Here is a 15,790-nt window from a genome sequence, read left to right as displayed (position 1 = left end):
GTTCCGGATCGATCCGCTCGGCCCGGGCCGCCACCGCGCGCTGTGCGGCCGCCACGTCCTCAGGCAGCGGATCGCCGGTGAGCGGCACGAAGACGGACAGCCGGGAATCTCAGAGCACCTGGACGGGGAGGACGTCCTCCGGCGGCGCCGCGGGCACCGGGATCGGCAGCGGCAGATCCGGCAGGGCCGGTTCGACGATGTCGAAGTACGACGGACGCGGGTAACGCCGCGCCAGGCGCAGCAGCCGTACGAAGACCCGGCGGCGGGCGCTCAGCGCGTCGCGTACCAGATCGGTGTGGACCTGCCTCGCCAGGACGACCCGCCGGCTCGTGGCGATGAGCGTGCGCACCGCCGGGTCGGCCGGGTCCAGCACGACCGCCCGCAGCTGGCGGGTCAGATCGTTCTCGGCCGATTCGCGTTCGCCCGGGTCGGCGTCGAGCGCCAGACGCGCGGCGGCATACAACTCCATCGCATCGGCCTGCTCGGCGACGACCGCCGCGGCCGCGGCCCGGCGCAGCAGATGCGCGTCGAGAGCGCGCTCAGCCGACCGGGCCCGCGTGTGCAGACGTTCCACCCGCTGGGCGGTCCAGCCGAGGTACGCCGAGAAGATCGCGGCCAGCACGACGACTCCCACCACCCACCACATGCCGGGCATCGTAGTGCCCGTGCTTTACGGCACCAGTGGTCAGGACCACTCCTCGTCGAAAACTCTCCCATCGGTGGCCTCGATCGCGGTCGCGTAGACCTCGAGCACCCGATTGGCCACACTCGGCCAGTCGAACGCGCCGACCGCCAGCCGGGCGCACGATGCCAGACCGGCGCGGCGGGCCGGATCATCCAGCAACTCACCGAGCAGCCGGGTGAGAGATGCCTGGTCACCGTTGGGAAAGAGCGCCCCGGCACGGCCGCCGTCCAGAACCCGGCGGAAGGCGTCGAGGTCACTGGCGGCGATCGTTGCCCCGGCCGCCATCGCCTCGGTGAGGATCATGCCGAAGCTCTCGCCACCGGTGTTCGGGGCCACGTAGACGTCGACGCTGCGCAGCATCCGGGCCTTGTCCGGTTCGGAGACGAGGCCCAGGAACTCGACCCGGTCGTGCAGTTCCTTCGGGATGTCGTCGTAGAGCTCGTCGCGGTCGCCCGGCCCGGCCACGAGCAGGCGCAGCCCCGGCCGTTCCCGGGCGAGCGTCACGTACGCCGTACGCAGCAGGGGAAAGCCCTTGCGAGGTTCGGTGAAACGGCCGAGGAAACCGAGTGCCCCGCCGTCGCCGGGCCATCCCGGCAATGGCGTGGCCGAGGCGAACTTACGGACCGCGACGCCGTTGGGAATCTCGACCGCGCCACCGCCGAGGTGTTCGACCTGCACCTTGCGGGCCAGTTCGCTCACCGCGATCCGTGCGGTGATCTTCTCCAGGGCCGGCTGCAAGAAGTTCTGCAGGCCGGCCAGAGCCCGGGAGCGGGTCATCGCGGTGTGGAACGTCGCGACGACGGGGCCGCGGGCGGAGAGCACCGCCAGGAAGGACAGGCTCGGGGAGAGCGGCTCGTGCACGTGCAGCACGTCGAACTCGCCGTGTTTGAGCCAGCGCCGGACCCGGGCCGTGGAGAGGGGCCCGAACGAGATCCGGGCGACCGAGCCGTTGTAGGGCAGCGGCACGGCCCGTCCCGCCGGCACCACGTAGGCGGGCAGGTCGGCGTCGTCGTCGGCCGGCGCCAGGACGCTGACCTCGTGACCGAGTTCGAGCAGTGCCTCGGCCAGGTCCATGATGTGGTTCTGCACACCGCCCGGGACGTCGAAGGAGTAGGGCGAGACGATCCCGATCCGCACCGATCCTCCTAGAGCCAGAGCTTCTGGAGCATGTGCCAGTCCTGCGGGTGGTCGGCGATACCGGCCGCGTACGCGTCGGCGAGCAACTGCGTCGTCTTCTTGACCCGTTCGTCGAGCGGACCGTCGACCGGCGGGATGACCTCGCGCATCCGGGCCATGGTGCGTTCGTCGTCGAACCAGAGGTCCACCGCGTACAGCGGCGCGCCGGTGCGGATGGCAAGGATCGCCGGCCCGGCGGGCATCCGCGTCCGCCCACCGAAGAAGGTGACCTCGACCCCGGAGCGGGACAGGTCGCGGTCGCCGAGCAGCGGCACCACCCAGCCCTTCTCGAGGTGCTCGGCGAGCACGTCGAGCGGCGGGCGCGGCCCTCCCGTGAGGGGGAGGATGTGCATGCCGAGCTTCTCCCGGTACGCCAGGAACCGCTTGTACAGGGACTCGGGCTTGAGCCGCTCGGCCACCGTGATCAGCGGCCAGTCGTGCGAGGTGACCCAGGCGCCGGCAGCGTCCCAGTTGCCCGCGTGCGGCAGCCCCAGGACGACCCCCCGGCCGTCCGCGACCGCCTTCTTCAGCCGCTGATAGCTCTCCGGGACCATGAAGAACCCGTCCAGGAACTGCTCGCGGCTCTGCGACGGCAGGCGGAAGGCCTCCATCCAATATCGGGCGTACGACCGGAGTCCGTCTCGCACCAGCGTGTCCGGCATGTCCTCGCCCACGACCTGGCGCAGATTGCGGCGCAACCGCTGGGTGGCCGGCCCGTTCCTCTGGTAGGCACGGTCGGCCGCGGCCCGGAACAGCGCCTTGGCCATCGGCAGCGGCAGCGCGCGCACGATTCCCCAGCCGGCCGAGTAGCCGAGGTGGATCAGTCTTTCCTTCACTCGGCAGGCACCTTCGGTTCGGTCCGGGCAGCGTGGATGAGGCGCTGGAAGGCGGTGATCACGGCGAGGGCGGCGAGCACCCACAGCGCCGCCGGCAGGCCCCAGTCCTGGCCGGCCGCGCCGAGCAGGCCGCCGGCACCGACGATGAGCAGTCGTTCCAGCCGCTCGGCGATGCCGACGTCGGCGTTCAGGCCGAGGCTCTCGGCACGCGCCTTGACGTACGACACGACCTGTCCGAAGACGAGGCTGATCAGCGCCGCGATCACCCCGTTGTACGGGTTGCCCTCGGTCGCCAGGTAGTAGACGACGGCCCCGAAGACGGCGCCGTCGGCGATCCGGTCCATGGAGGAGTCGAGGAGCGCCCCGAATTTCCCGGAACCGCCCCTCATCCGGGCCATTGTGCCGTCGAGCACGTCGGTGAGCGCGAACGCGGTTACGATCACGGTGCCCCAGAAGAGGTGGCCTTGCGCACCGAAGTACGAGCCGATCAGCACCCCGACGGTGCCGGCGACGGTGACCGCGTTGGGCGACACACCGATCCGGAGCAGGAAACGGGCGAGTGGGTTGACGCCGTACGAGACGACGGCACGGGCCGTTGTTTGAACGATCTTTGCCATGGCCGTCCCACCATAACGGCGCGCGACCAGCGGCGGTAAGGCTCGACCCCCGGCTTGGCCGTATCGTCACCATCCGGCACCTTTCGCGGGCTGAAGGTCCTTGCGGGCCCGCCCGCGCCGGGTGTGGGATTCGGAGAACAGCGGCGTAACGAACAGGAAACGACGGGAGCGCTCGGCATGGCGCAGAAGACTTCGGAGAAAGGGCTTGCCGGCGCGGGCGCGCCGGTGGTGACCGAGCCCGGCAGAGTTCGCAACGTGGTGCTGGTGGGCCACTCCGGCGCCGGGAAGACGACCCTGGTGGAGGCGCTTCTCGCCGCCACGGGCACGATCCCGCGCGCGGGCGGTGTGGCGGAGGGCACCACGGTGACCGACCACGACCCGGCGGCGGTCCGGCAGCAGCGCTCGGTGGCGCTGGCCTGCGCGCCACTGATGCACGGCGATGTGAAGATCAACCTGCTGGACACCCCCGGTTACGCCGATTTCGTCGGTGAGCTGCGGGCCGGTCTGCGCGCCGCGGACGCGGCCCTCTTCGTGGTCTCCGCGGTCGACGGTGTGGACGAGTCCACCGTCGCGCTCTGGGAGGAGTGCGCCGCGGTCGGCATGCCGCGCGCCGTCGCGATCACCCGGCTGGATCACCCGCGCGCCGACTACGACGAGGCGCTGCAGGACTGCCAGGAGGCGTTCGGCGACAACGTGCTGCCGGTCTTCCAGCCGATGCTCGGCGACGACGGGCACTCGACGGCGGGGCTGCTCGGCCTGGTCACGCTGCGGGTGCTGGACTACTCGGAGGGCTACCCGCCGGCGGTGCGGGAGGCCGAGCCCGAGCACCTGAACCCGATCGCCGACGACCGCAACACGCTCATCGAGGGGATCATCGCCGAGAGCGAGGACGAGACCCTCATGGACCGCTACATCGGCGGTGAGCTGATCAGCACCGAGGCGCTGATCCCGGATCTGGAGAAGGCCGTCGCGCGCGGCAATTTCTACCCTGTCGTCCCGGTCTGCGCGCACACCGGCGTCGGCCTGGACGCCCTGCTCGATCTGCTGACCAGTGGTTTCCCGTCACCGCTGGAGCACGACCTGCCGGTGGTCACCGGGGTGGACGGCTCACCGCGCTCACCGATCCTCTGCGACCCGGACGGCCCACTGGTCGCCGAGGTGGTCCGTACCACCATCGACCGGCACGTCGGCCGGGTGTCGCTGGTACGCGTCTTCTCCGGCACCCTGCGCCCGGACCAGACGCTGCACGTCTCGGGGCACGGCATGGCCGAGCGCGGCCACCCCGACCACGACGCCGACGAGCGCGTGGCACACGTCTACAGCCCGCTCGGCGCCCAGCTGCGGGAGATCCCGCAGGCGATCGCCGGCGACATCTGCGCGATCACCAAGTCCGGCAGCGCGGAGACCGGTGACACGCTGTCGGGCAAGGACAACCCGCTGCTCATGACGCCCTGGACGATGCCGGAGCCGCTGCTGCCGATCGCTGTGGTGGCCAAGACCCGCTCCGACGAGGACGCTCTCGCCAAGAACCTGGCCCGGCTCGTCGCCGGCGACCCCACGCTGCGCCTGGAGCGCAACCCGGAGACCCACCAGCTGGTGCTCTGGACGATGGGCGAGTCGCATGCCGACGTGGTGCTGGACCGGCTCCGTTCCGGCGGGGTCGAGCTGGACACCGAGCCGGTCAAGGTGTCGCTGCGGGAGACGTTCGGCTGCGCGGCGAAGGGCCACGGCCGGCACGTGAAGCAGTCCGGCGGCCACGGCCAGTACGCGGTGTGCGACATCGAGGTGGAGCCGTTGCCGCGCGGCGAGGGCTTCGTCTTCGTCGACAAGGTGGTCGGTGGCGCCGTACCGCACAACTACATCCCGTCGGTGGAGAAGGGTGTGCGCTCCCAGCTGGACAAGGGCATCGCGGCCGGCTATCCGGTGGTGGACCTCAAGGTGACGCTCTACGACGGCAAGGCGCACAGCGTCGACTCGTCGGACGCCGCCTTCCAGACCGCCGGGGCGCTGGCCCTGCGTGCCGCCGCCGAGCAGGGCGCGATCACCCTGCTCGAGCCGGTGGACGAGGTCGAGGTCCGGGTGCCGGAGCAGTACGTGGGCGCGGTGATGAGCGATCTCTCCGGGCGCCGCGGCCGCCCGCTGGGCAGCGAATCCGGTGGTACCGGTGAGGCGAGCCTGGTCCGGGCCGAGGTCCCGGCGACCGAACTGGTGCGGTACGTGGTCGAGCTGCGCGCCCTCACCTCGGGCACGGGCACGTTCACCCGCAGGTACCTCCGCCACGAACCGATGCCACCGCACCTGGCCGACGCGGTCCGTAAGGAGCACACCGCCTCCCGCTAGATCGCGATGGCGTTGGCCGCCTCGTGCATCGGCGCGAGGATCCTGTCGATCATCTGCTCCTTGCGCGGGTGGTACTTCAGGGTCCGCATGCCGTAGTTACGGAAGGCGATGCTGAGGCGGCCACCGGGCACCATGTCCTTGACCATCTTGCGGCCGAAGGCGAGGTTCTTCTCGGTGTACGGCCGCATCTCCCGCTCGTAGGCGGCGAACCCGTCCGGGCTGCCGAGGTGCTTGCCGAGCACGTACGCCCCGACGAGCGCGAGGCTGGTGCCCTGCCCGGAGGCCGGTGACGGGCAGTACGCCGCGTCGCCGAGCAGCGCCACCCGGCCCGCCGACCAGGCCGGCAGCTCGACCTGACTGAGCGAGTCGAAGTAGAAGTCGGGCGCGTCGTCCATCGCGGCCAGGAAGTCGTCGACCCGCCACCCCTGGCCGGTGAACGCGGCCCGTACCAGCGCCTTCTGCCCCTCGATGTCACGCCGGTCGTGGTCGAGCGGCGGTGAGGCGAAGGTGAGGCCGACCATGGCGGGCCGGTCCGGATCCATGGCGTACGCGAAGACGAGCCGCCCGGGCCGGGTGTACATGACCTCCTCACGCTCCAGGCCGAGCAGGTTGGGAACAGTGAAGATGGAGATGTAGGCGCCGAGGTGGCTCAGCGGCACCTCGCCCATGACCTTGCGCCGGGTGGCCGAGTGCAGCCCGTCGGCCCCGACCACGTAATCGAAACGGCGGGGCGCGCCCTTCTCGAAGGTGACGTCGACGCCGTCGGGGCCGTCGGCCAGAGTGGCGATCGCGTCACCGAACAGGTACTCCACCTCACGTGCGGTGGCGTCGTGCAGGATCCGGCTCAGGTCCCACCGCATGATCTCCAAGTCGTCGCCGCGGCGGCCCATCAGCAGGTCGGCGGGTAGCGCGGCGATCGGGCCGCCGTCGCGCTTGACGTAGGTGACCTGCCGCATGCCGGTGTCGGCTGCCTGGCATGCGGCGAGCAGCCCCATCTTGCGCAGCACCTCGGTCGCGGAGCCGCGCACATCAACCTTGTAGCCCGCCTCGCGCAGACCGCCGGCGCGCTCCACGACGGTCACCTGGAACCCGCGCCGGACCAGCCAGAACGCGAGGGCCGGACCGCCGATGCCGGCCCCTGAGATCAACACCCGTGAGTTCGTCATGACTCGACTATACAAACGTCTTATACGTTTGTATAGAAGTTAGGATCACCGCCATGGGTCACCGCGAGGAACTGCTGCGAGGCGCCAAGAAGGCGCTGCTGGAGAAGGGGTGGGCACGCACCACCGCTCGTGACGTGGTGGCTCTGTCCGGCACCAACCTGGGCTCGATCGGCTATCACTACGGCTCGACCGAGGCCCTGATGACCGCCGCGATGCTGAGCGCCGTCGAGGAGTGGGGCGACGCACTGGGCCGGGCACTGGCCGAACCCGGCGACGACGACACCGGCGACGACCCGATGCTGCGCTTCTGGCGCCGGGTGATCCGGTCCATCCAGACCGACCGGCAGCTCTGGCTGGCCAGCATCGAGGCCATGCTGCAGGCCGAGCACAACCCGGCGCTGCGCGAGCAGATGGCCGGCGGTATGGCGGCCGGGCGATCCGGCATGGCGGCGATGCTCACCGGCCTGGCGGAGGATCAGGTCGATCCGGAGACCGTCGCCTCACTCGGCTCCGTGCAGATGGCCCTGATGTCGGGGGTGCTCATGCAGTGGCTGACCGATCCGGCGAGCGCACCGTCCGCCGAGCAGATCGTCGCCGGGATCCGCGCGTTAGGCGGCGGGCCAGGCCTTCGCCAGCAGATCGCGGGTGTCGAACAGTAACTGGGGCAGCACCTTCGTCATGCCGATCACCGGCATGAAGTTGGCGTCGCCGCCCCAGCGCGGCACGATGTGCTGGTGCAGGTGGGCGGCGATGCCGGCACCGGCCACCGAACCCTGGTTCATGCCCAGGTTGAAGCCGTGCGGGCTGCTGACGGTGCGCATCACCCGCATCGCGGTCCGGGTGAACGCCGCCACCTCGACCGTCTCCGCCTCGGTGAGATCGGTGTAGTCGGCCACGTGCCGGTAGGGGCAGACCATCAGGTGCCCGGGGTTGTACGGATACAGATTGAGCAGCGCGAACACCAGCTCACCGCGGGCCACGACCAGCGACTCCGCCTCGGGCCGGCCGGGCGCCAGGCAGAACGGGCAGCCCGCCGGCTTCTCGTAACCACCCTCGGGCCGGTCCTCGCCGGAGACGTAGGCCAACCGGTACGGCGTCCAGAGCCGCTCCAGCCCGTCCGGATCGCCCGTGCCCGTCAGCTCGCTCACGATCGCATCCTATGCGCAGACGGCCGGTTCCCCGGGGCGGGAAACCGGCCGCTTCGTTGATCAGGCGGCGGACGGCCCCACGTTGGTACGGGAGCGGACCACCTCGACGACGTGCGCGACGGCCTCGTCGATCGACACGCCGTTGCGCTGCGAGCCGTCCCGGTAGCGGAACGACACGGTGCCGCCGTTGACGTCGTCGTCGCCGGCGATCGCCATGAACGGGATCTTCTGCTGCTGCGCGGTGCGGATCTTCTTCTGCATCCGGTCGGTCGACCAGTCGACCTCGGCCCGGATGCCCTCCTTCTTGAGGCGGGCCACGAACTCGGCCAGGTAGTCGGCGTGGTCGTCCCGGATCGGGATGCCGACCACCTGCACCGGCGCCAGCCAGGCCGGGAAGGCGCCCGCGTAGTGCTCGACCAGCACGCCGAAGAACCGCTCGATCGAACCGAACTTCGCCGAGTGGATCATCACCGGCTCCTGGCGGGTGCCGTCGGCCGCCTGGTACTCCAGACCGAACCCGGCGGGCTGGTTGAAGTCGTACTGGATGGTCGACATCTGCCACGTACGCCCGATCGCGTCCTTGCACTGCACGCTGATCTTCGGACCGTAGAACGCCGCGCCGCCGGGGTCGAGGACCAGCTCGAGGCCGGACTCCTCGGCCACGTCCGACAGAACCTTGGTGGCCTTCTCCCACTGCTCGTCGGTGCCGATGAACTTGGAGCTGTCCGGGTCGCGGGTCGACAGCTCCAGGTAGTAGTCGTCCAGGCCGAAGTCGTCGAGCAGCGAGCGGACGAAGTTCAGCAGGTGCTTGATCTCGGCCGGCGCCTGCTCGGCGGTCACGTAGGAGTGCGAGTCGTCCTGCGTCAGGCCGCGGACCCGGGTCAGGCCGTGCACCACACCGGACTTCTCGTAGCGGTACACCGTGCCGAACTCGAACAGACGCATCGGCAGCTCACGGTAGGACCGCCCGCGCGACCTGAAGATCAGGTTGTGCATCGGGCAGTTCATCGCCTTGAGGTAGTAGTTCGCCCCCTCCAGCTCCATCGGGGGGAACATCGTGTCCTTGTAGTACGGCAGGTGGCCCGAGGTGTGGAACAGGCCCTCCTTGGTGATGTGCGGGCTGCCGACGTACTGGAAGCCCTCCTCGATGTGGCGGGCCCGGACGTAGTCCTCCATCTCCCGCTTGATCACGCCACCCTTCGGGTGGAACACCACGAGACCCGACCCGATCTCGTCGGGGAAGGAGAAGAGGTCCAGCTCGGTGCCCAGCTTGCGGTGGTCCCGGCGCTCGGCCTCGGCAAGACGGTTGAGGTACGCCTTGAGCTCGTCCCGCGACGGCCACGCCGTCCCGTAGACGCGCTGCAGCTGCGGGTTCTTCTCCGAGCCGCGCCAGTAGGCGGCGGCCGAGCGCATCAGCTTGAACGCCGGGATGAGCCGGGTCGACGGCAGGTGCGGGCCGCGGCACAGGTCACCCCAGACCCGGTTGCCGTCTTTGTCGAGGTTGTCGTAGTGGGTCAGCTCGCCGGCACCGACCGCCGCGGCCTCCTCGTCCACGTCGCCCTTGATGTCGACCAGCTCGAGCTTGAACGGCTCGCTCTTCAGCTCGGCCTTCGCCTCGTCGAGCGAGGAGTACTCCCGGCGGCGGAACGTCTGGCCGGCCTTGACGATCTCCTGCATCCGCTTCTCGAGCTTCGTCAGGTCGTCCGGCTGGAACGGCTTCTCCACGTCGAAGTCGTAGTAGAAACCGTCCCGGATCGGCGGGCCGATGCCGAGCTTCGCCTCCGGGAACACGTCCTGCACGGCCTGCGCGAGCACGTGCGCGGTCGAGTGGCGCAGCACGTCGAGGCCGTCCGGGGTGTCGATGGCGACCGGGGTCACCTCGGTGTCGGCGTCCGGGGCCCAGTGCAGGTCACGCAGCCGGCCGCCGGCCTCGCGGACCACGACGACGGCCTTCGGCCCGTGTGCCGGGAGCCCGGCGGCGGCCACCGCGTCGGCCGCCGTAGTCCCGGCCGGGACGACTAGTGGGTCGGCCACGACGGGTGTACGGGGTGCAGACACGGTGATCTCCATTCGCGAAGCGGTGACCCGGCGCTTCCAGGCCGCCACCGATGCTATCGGCCAGGCTTCCGCCGCTTTCGCCCGGCGCGTGCACTTCAGCTGCGTGTGTACTCCGGGCGTGCGGCAGGTCCGTGGTTCACGCGCTCCACGGGGGCAGCGGTTCCCGGGCGGCGAGCCAGGCCGGCGGGATGCCGTCGATCCCGGTGTACGCCGCCACCACTCCCCCGGCGATCGCGGCCGTGGTGTCCACGTCCCCACCGGCGACGACGCACGCCGCCACAGCCGCCGGATAGTCGTCGAGGAACCGGTCGGCCACCCAGAGCGCGAACGGAACGGTGTCCTGCGCCGTCGCCCGGCCACCGTTGCCGAGCCGCTCGGCCGCCTCCGCCACCCCGGCGGTCAGTGCGGCGGCCTCCGTCAGCCCGTCCCGCACGACCCCGGCCGGGGTGTGCCCGGCCGTGGCGCGCAACAGCTGTCCCCGGTCGGGCCGGTGCCCGTTCAGGCGGGCGGCGGCCGCCACCGCGGCGGCCACGGTCACCGCCACCCCACCGGCGATGCCCTCCGGGTGGGCGTGGGTGACCTCCGCCGCGCGTACCCCCTGAGCCGCCGCGTGGGCGAGCGAATCCGCATGCCAGGCACCCAGCGGTGCCGCCCGCATCGCCGCCCCGTTGCCGCACGAGCCCTGCCCGTCGAAGGCGGCGGCCGCAGCGATCGGCCAGGGCAGGCCCTCACGGATCGCCCGGAGCATCACGACCGCGCCGGGGCCGTAACCCCGGTACGGCTCGAACCGCCCGGCCAGCAACTCGGCGAAGGAGTCGCGGTCGAAGTCGCCCTCGTTGAGGACGGTCACCAGGCAGCATGCCTGCTCGGTGTCGTCGGTCCAGGGCCAGGGAGCCTCGGGGACGCGGGCGTCGAGGAGGTCGGAGGGTTTGTTGCCGGGCACGAAGTACTGGGCGCCGAGCGCGTCGCCGACGCTGAGACCAGCGAGACTGTCGCGGGCCAGGGCGAGACGCGTACCGGGGAAAAGGGTGAATGACATCGGTAACTCGGATCGTATTCCATCACTGACCGTCATTAGAAGCTCTCGTTCGATCACCCTTTAGGTTCTCCCCGCCCGGGACGCTACGGTCTTCGCATGGCCACGGTGTTGCTCGTCGAAGACGATCATGTCGTGCGCGGTGCCATGCTCCGTTCGCTAGCCGACCGGGGGCATGCCGTGCACGCCGTCGGAACCGCTCTGGAGGCACTGCGGCGGGTCGCCGCGGAGACGCCGGACCTCGTCGTTCTCGACCTCGGGCTGCCCGACCTGGACGGCTCGGACGCCCTGCGTATGCTGCGCGGCATCACCGATGTGCCGATCATCATCGCCACCGCGCGCGACGACGAGCAGACGGTCGTGCGGCTGCTGCGGGCCGGTGCCGACGACTACATGGTGAAGCCGTTCACCGGCGCCCATCTGGACGCCCGGATAGCCACCGTGCTGCGCCGCGTGGGCCGGGCCAGCCGGGCCGCGCAACCGGCCGTCCACGAGGTGGGCGAGCTACGGGTGGACGTCGGCGAGCGCAGCGCCACCCTCGGTGATCAGCCACTGGCGCTGACCCGCAAGGAATTCGACCTGCTGGCCTACCTCGCCGCCCGTCCGGGCCGAGTGGTTTCCCGTCGTGAGCTGTTGGAGGAGGTATGGCGACAGCCATCGGTCGGCGAGGACCAGACCATCGACGTGCATTTGTACTGGCTTCGCCGGAAACTGGGCGAGTCCGCGGCGAAGCCCCGCTACCTGCGCACCGTGCGGGGGGTCGGATTCCGGTTGGTGGCGCCGGACTGAGGTTGCGGCTGGCGTACACCACCGCCGCCACCACCGCCGTCGCCGCGCTCGTCTTTCTCGTACCGCTCGGCTGGAGTCTGCGTGACGACCACCGCGACGCCGCCATGGCCGAGGCCGCCGAGCGCACCGCGACGGTGGCCGGTGCCATCACGTCCGGAGCCGGCGAGAAGGGTGTCGCCGCGGCGATCGCGCAGGCCGGCGGCGTTCCGGTGGTGCACACCCCGGGTCTGGCCGCCACGTCCGGCGGCCGGGCCGACGCCGGCCTGATCGACCGGGCGGCGGTCACGCCGGAGCCGACCATCGAGGACGTCGACGGCGGTGTCGTCCGGCTGCAGCCGGTCAAGGTCGGCGACCGGACCCTGGTGGTCGAGGCGTTCGTTCCGGACTCGGTGCTGGACCACGACACGGCCCGTGACTGGTGGCTGCTGCTCGGCCTCGCGGTGGTGCTGGTCGGCGGCGCGGTCGTGGTCGTGGACCGGCTCGCCCGCGGCGCCGTGGACTCGGCCCGCAACCTGGTCGACGCCGCGCTCGCGGTCGGCAACGGTGACCTGGAGGTCCGCATCACCCCCTCGGGCCCGCGGGAGTTGGCCGAGGCGGGCTATGCGTTCAACCGGATGGCCGACCGGCTGGTGACCTCCCGGACCGACGAGCGCGAGCTGGTCGCCGACCTGTCGCACCGGCTGCGGACCCCGCTCACCGCGCTGCGGCTGGACGTCGAGGCGCTCGACCCGGACGACACCCAGATCATCGACCTGACCGCCGACGAGGTGGACCGCCGTCGCGGCATCCGGCGCATCCGGACCGCGATCACCACCCTGGAGGACGAGGTCAACAACCTGATCAACACCACCCGGCAGGCCGTCGCGGACCGGGTCGCCGCCACTCCCGAGGACGGTCTCTGCGACGCCAGCGAGGTGGTCAGGGAGCGGATGATGTTCTGGTCCGCGCTCGCCGCCGACCAGGAACGCCAGTACCGGGTGGTTGGCGCGCACCTGCGCATCCCGGTCCCGGTGGCCCGCGCCGAGCTGGCCGCGGCGCTGGACGCGGTGCTCGGCAACGTGTTCCGTTACACCCCGCAGGGCACCGCCTTCGAGGTCGGCCTGTCCCGGCGGGACGGTTGGGTGGCGCTGCGGGTGGACGACGCCGGCCCCGGCATCCCCGATCCGGAGCGGGCGCTGCGGCGCGGTCAGAGTCAGCAGGGCTCGACCGGCCTCGGCCTGGACATCGCCCGCCGGGTGGCGCAGGGCACCGGCGGCTCGGTGAGCATCGACCGGGCCGTGATGGGCGGGGCGAGCATCGTGATGCTGCTGGCGGACGCCGACGCCACCCCGAAACAACCGAGCCGGTTCGGGCTCGTCGGCCGCGGACGGCCGGCGAAGGACCGCGACCCCGGACGACGACGCTGGCAACGAGGACGGGAATGAGCCGCCGTATCCCCCGAACGAAACAGCGCTGGCTTATAAGTTTCTTAGGAACATTCCCCTGGGGGCGCCGGGCTGGCACTGTTCCCTCAGATCCCATCCGGCTTCCCGGATCGCAACCCGCAGCGCGTCCCCATCGCCGCGATTCGCGAAGCCACCGCGCGGTGGGAGGCGGTCACCCCATGGACCCCTCCCACCGCCACACAGCTCGACGAGGAGACGCCGTGTCCGCGCATCGCCGGCCGACGTTCCGCGGGTCGCCGCCCGGACGGCGCCGCGCGGCGAGCCCTCCGAATCCCCCACGGACACGCTCCGCTACTTTCCGGCTGCTTCCGGTAGCGCTCGGCATGGCGCTGCTCGGTGTCGGCGGCGTGGTCGGACCGTCCGTGATCAATTCCGGGCCGTCCGACGACGACTACGCCCTGACCGCCCTCCCCAAGGACGCCCCTGAGCAGGGACTGGTCTACAGCGGACTGCGCCTGGCGTCGTCCGGCTCGGTCTGCGCCGGGGCCTACCTGGTGTTCGAGGAGACCTGCACGCACGGGCCCGACCCGGCGCCGGAGGGTTTGTCGGTACGCCGCGACGTCGCCCCGGTGACAGCGGGCAGTGACGACTTCGATGCGGTCCGGCGGGAGAGCGGCCGGGTTCCCGGCGACGCCGAGATCGCCCGCGACGAGGGCGGCAGCGCCATCACCGCCGACGCCCCCGCACTGGTGCCGGACGCCGCTCCCGGCCAGGCCGACTTCATCCTCGGCCCGGACGACGTGGCGTGCGCCGGCGACGGGCGTACCGGCAAGCGGGTGCAGCTGCTCTACCTGCACGAGTCGTCGTCCGCCAGCCGGTACCCGAAATACCTCAACTCGTTCCGCACCTGGGCCGCCGGCGTGGACGCGATCTACGACGCGAGCGCGGCCGAGACCGGCGGTTCCCGGCACATCCGCTACGTGACGACGCCGGAGTGCCGCGCCGACGTGGTCGAGGTGCAGCTGCCCGACGGTTCGCTGCGCTCGTTCGCGGCGACCATCGACGCGCTGCGCGGCCTCGGCTACAACCGCACCGACCGCAAGTACCTGATGTTCGCCGACACGAACCTCTACTGCGGCATCTCCACCTACGTCAACGACACCCGGGCCATCCGCGGCAACCGCAACAACGGCGGCCCGTCGTACGCCCGTGTCGACTCCGGCTGCTGGAGCTCCGCGATGGCCGCCCACCAGCTGACCCACACCCTCGGCGCGGTGCTCACCGACTCGCCGAACGCCACCGGCGCGGGCAGTTGCCTGGACGAGTACGACCTGCTGTGCGGGCGGGACCGGACCGGCAAGCCGGTGAAGAACGTGTGCCCGAAGAAGAACGAGATCCGCCTCGACTGCGGGCACGACGACTACTTCAGCACCAACCCGGAGCCGGGCAGCTACCTGGCCAAGCACTGGAACGTGGCGCTGAGCGAGTTCCTGCTGCGCAGCGACGGTGGCGACGACGTCCCGGACGTTCCGGGAGCAACGCGTCCGGACGACGACCCGCCGGCCACGCCCACACCCGCGCCCGTGACACCGTCGGCGCCCGCTCCGTCGCCGAGCACCGCGACGCCCGCACCGAGCGGCTCCGTGTCGCCGGAGCCGACGCCGAGCGCTTCCGTCAGCGCCACCCCGGACGCCCCCGGGAACGCCCCGGCGACCCCGCCCGGCCTGGCCGTCACCCCGGTCGCGAAGCACAACACCACGCCTCCGCCGGCCGGCACCGGCGACCAGGCCGACGGCAGGCTTCCCGGCGCGCCGCCGGGCGTGACCAACGACGGCGTGCAGGCGGTGCTGGAGATCCGCGAGCCGACCAGCGGCTCGGTCCGGCTCACCTGGAGCTCGGCCGCGGCCGACGCCGACTACGAGGTGTCGGTCGACGGCGAGCCGGTGGCCAGCACCCGTGCCACCCGGGCCCGCCTGATCGGCCTGAAGCCGGACGCCAAGTACAAGGTGGAGGTCCGTAACCGCAAGCTCGGCTACCTGGCCAAGGGCACCGCGGAGACGGCTCCGTCGGCCCGGCCGGTGCAGAACTCGTGGTTCGTGCTGACCAACTCCCTGACCGGCGGTGCGGCCGACCTGTACGCGGCCCGTTCGGCCGACGGCACCCCGGTCATGCTCGGCAACGACGAGGGCGGCACCCAGCAGCAGTGGCAGCTGGTGCCGGCCGGCAACAACACGTACTCGCTGGTCTCCAAGGCGAGCAACCGGTGCGCGGTCCCGCTCGGCGGCACCGCGGTCGCCGGGGCACCGTTGGTGCAGGGTGACTGCCAGGCCGGTAGCGGCGCGCGGTGGACGCTGCGCGCCTCGGCGTACGGCTTCACGATCCGCACCACCTCCGGTGACCTGGTGATCGGGGTGGGCACCCAGCGGTACGGCATGCAGCGTGTGCTGGCCCTGCAGGAGGACACCGAGCAGCGGCATCAGAGCTGGACGGCGGTCCCCGACTAGGCCGCCCTGACGCGGCCCGCCAGTGGGCCGCCCTGACGGGAGAAGAAGCG

Annotated in this window: 13 protein-coding genes; 5 read left to right on the top strand and 8 right to left on the bottom strand. The window is 71.2% G+C overall.

The genetic code is table 11. The annotated features are described in order from the left end of the window. Positions 1 to 109: 109 nt before the first annotated feature. The 4 genes from AB0G04_RS20470 to pgsA are packed head-to-tail and all read right to left on the bottom strand — an operon-like array spanning position 110 to position 3,314. Positions 110 to 655 (bottom strand): hypothetical protein, encoded by a 546-nt coding sequence (locus tag AB0G04_RS20470; RefSeq protein ID WP_360984644.1) that lies wholly within the window; start codon positions 653 to 655, stop codon positions 110 to 112. Between the two features lie 30 nt (positions 656 to 685). Continuing rightward, positions 686 to 1,822, bottom strand: a complete 1,137-nt coding sequence (locus tag AB0G04_RS20465) for a glycosyltransferase family 4 protein (protein ID WP_360984641.1) — start codon at positions 1,820 to 1,822, stop codon at positions 686 to 688. Positions 1,823 to 1,830: 8 nt separating this feature from the next. After that, entirely contained in the window at positions 1,831 to 2,697 is an 867-nt protein-coding gene (locus tag AB0G04_RS20460; RefSeq protein ID WP_360984638.1) for a phosphatidylinositol mannoside acyltransferase, read from the bottom strand. Further along, complete coding sequence (gene pgsA / locus AB0G04_RS20455) at positions 2,694 to 3,314, bottom strand: phosphatidylinositol phosphate synthase (protein WP_360984635.1); 621 nt, start codon at positions 3,312 to 3,314, stop codon at positions 2,694 to 2,696. The genes AB0G04_RS20460 and pgsA overlap by 4 nt, the downstream gene beginning before the upstream one ends. A 177-nt stretch (positions 3,315 to 3,491) precedes the next feature. Here pgsA and AB0G04_RS20450 point away from each other — a divergent pair, with 177 nt between their 5' ends. After that, a complete protein-coding gene (locus AB0G04_RS20450; protein WP_360984632.1) occupies positions 3,492 to 5,654 on the top strand; it encodes an elongation factor G-like protein EF-G2 in 2,163 nt (720 codons plus the stop codon). On the opposite strand, the gene AB0G04_RS20445 is transcribed toward AB0G04_RS20450, so the two are convergent. Beyond that, complete coding sequence (locus AB0G04_RS20445) at positions 5,651 to 6,820, bottom strand: FAD-dependent monooxygenase (RefSeq protein WP_360984629.1); 1,170 nt, start codon at positions 6,818 to 6,820, stop codon at positions 5,651 to 5,653. The two genes, AB0G04_RS20450 and AB0G04_RS20445, sit on opposite strands and share 4 nt — an antisense overlap. Before the next feature lie 53 nt (positions 6,821 to 6,873). Between AB0G04_RS20445 and AB0G04_RS20440 the strand changes: the two genes are divergently transcribed. After that, positions 6,874 to 7,479 (top strand): TetR/AcrR family transcriptional regulator, encoded by a 606-nt coding sequence (locus AB0G04_RS20440; RefSeq protein ID WP_360984626.1) that lies wholly within the window; start codon positions 6,874 to 6,876, stop codon positions 7,477 to 7,479. On the opposite strand, the gene AB0G04_RS20435 is transcribed toward AB0G04_RS20440, so the two are convergent. From AB0G04_RS20435 to AB0G04_RS20425, 3 genes are all read right to left on the bottom strand, one after another. Beyond that, positions 7,429 to 7,959 (bottom strand): HIT domain-containing protein, encoded by a 531-nt coding sequence (locus tag AB0G04_RS20435; protein WP_360984677.1) that lies wholly within the window; start codon positions 7,957 to 7,959, stop codon positions 7,429 to 7,431. The two genes, AB0G04_RS20440 and AB0G04_RS20435, sit on opposite strands and share 51 nt — an antisense overlap. Before the next feature lie 69 nt (positions 7,960 to 8,028). Continuing rightward, positions 8,029 to 10,026 carry a threonine--tRNA ligase gene (gene thrS / locus AB0G04_RS20430; RefSeq protein ID WP_360984623.1) on the bottom strand — a complete coding sequence of 666 codons (1,998 nt, stop codon included), beginning with the start codon at positions 10,024 to 10,026 and terminating at the stop codon, positions 8,029 to 8,031. A gap of 136 nt (positions 10,027 to 10,162) precedes the next feature. Then, positions 10,163 to 11,065: an ADP-ribosylglycohydrolase family protein gene (locus AB0G04_RS20425; protein ID WP_360984620.1), complete on the bottom strand. Its 903-nt coding sequence runs from the start codon at positions 11,063 to 11,065 to the stop codon at positions 10,163 to 10,165. 96 nt (positions 11,066 to 11,161) lie between these two features. Here AB0G04_RS20425 and AB0G04_RS20420 point away from each other — a divergent pair, with 96 nt between their 5' ends. The 3 genes from AB0G04_RS20420 to AB0G04_RS20410 all read left to right on the top strand — a co-directional run bounded on the left by AB0G04_RS20420 (position 11,162) and on the right by AB0G04_RS20410 (position 15,740). Further along, positions 11,162 to 11,851: a response regulator transcription factor gene (locus tag AB0G04_RS20420; RefSeq protein WP_043525920.1), complete on the top strand. Its 690-nt coding sequence runs from the start codon at positions 11,162 to 11,164 to the stop codon at positions 11,849 to 11,851. A gap of 2 nt (positions 11,852 to 11,853) precedes the next feature. Further along, positions 11,854 to 13,275 (top strand): HAMP domain-containing sensor histidine kinase, encoded by a 1,422-nt coding sequence (locus AB0G04_RS20415; RefSeq protein ID WP_360984617.1) that lies wholly within the window; start codon positions 11,854 to 11,856, stop codon positions 13,273 to 13,275. 344 nt (positions 13,276 to 13,619) lie between these two features. After that, a complete protein-coding gene (locus AB0G04_RS20410) occupies positions 13,620 to 15,740 on the top strand; it encodes an RICIN domain-containing protein (RefSeq protein ID WP_360984614.1) in 2,121 nt (706 codons plus the stop codon). Positions 15,741 to 15,790 lie beyond the last annotated feature (50 nt).

It is taken from the genome of Actinoplanes sp. NPDC023801, from assembly GCF_040639655.1.
GTDB lineage: Bacteria > Actinomycetota > Actinomycetes > Mycobacteriales > Micromonosporaceae > Actinoplanes.
The sequence above is the reverse complement of the archived record's forward strand: the minus strand, read 5'-3'. Positions and strand labels throughout refer to the sequence as shown.

Coding starts and splice junctions, on each gene's coding strand:
- AB0G04_RS20410 (WP_360984614.1), top strand. CDS start 13,620: ATGGCGCTGCTCGGTGTCGGCGGCGTGGTCGGACCGTCCGTGATCAAT.
- AB0G04_RS20450 (WP_360984632.1), top strand. CDS start 3,492: ATGGCGCAGAAGACTTCGGAGAAAGGGCTTGCCGGCGCGGGCGCGCCG.
- pgsA (WP_360984635.1), bottom strand. CDS start 3,314: ATGGCAAAGATCGTTCAAACAACGGCCCGTGCCGTCGTCTCGTACGGC.
- AB0G04_RS20440 (WP_360984626.1), top strand. CDS start 6,874: ATGGGTCACCGCGAGGAACTGCTGCGAGGCGCCAAGAAGGCGCTGCTG.
- AB0G04_RS20445 (WP_360984629.1), bottom strand. CDS start 6,820: ATGACGAACTCACGGGTGTTGATCTCAGGGGCCGGCATCGGCGGTCCG.
- AB0G04_RS20420 (WP_043525920.1), top strand. CDS start 11,162: ATGGCCACGGTGTTGCTCGTCGAAGACGATCATGTCGTGCGCGGTGCC.
- AB0G04_RS20470 (WP_360984644.1), bottom strand. CDS start 655: ATGCCCGGCATGTGGTGGGTGGTGGGAGTCGTCGTGCTGGCCGCGATC.
- AB0G04_RS20425 (WP_360984620.1), bottom strand. CDS start 11,065: ATGTCATTCACCCTTTTCCCCGGTACGCGTCTCGCCCTGGCCCGCGAC.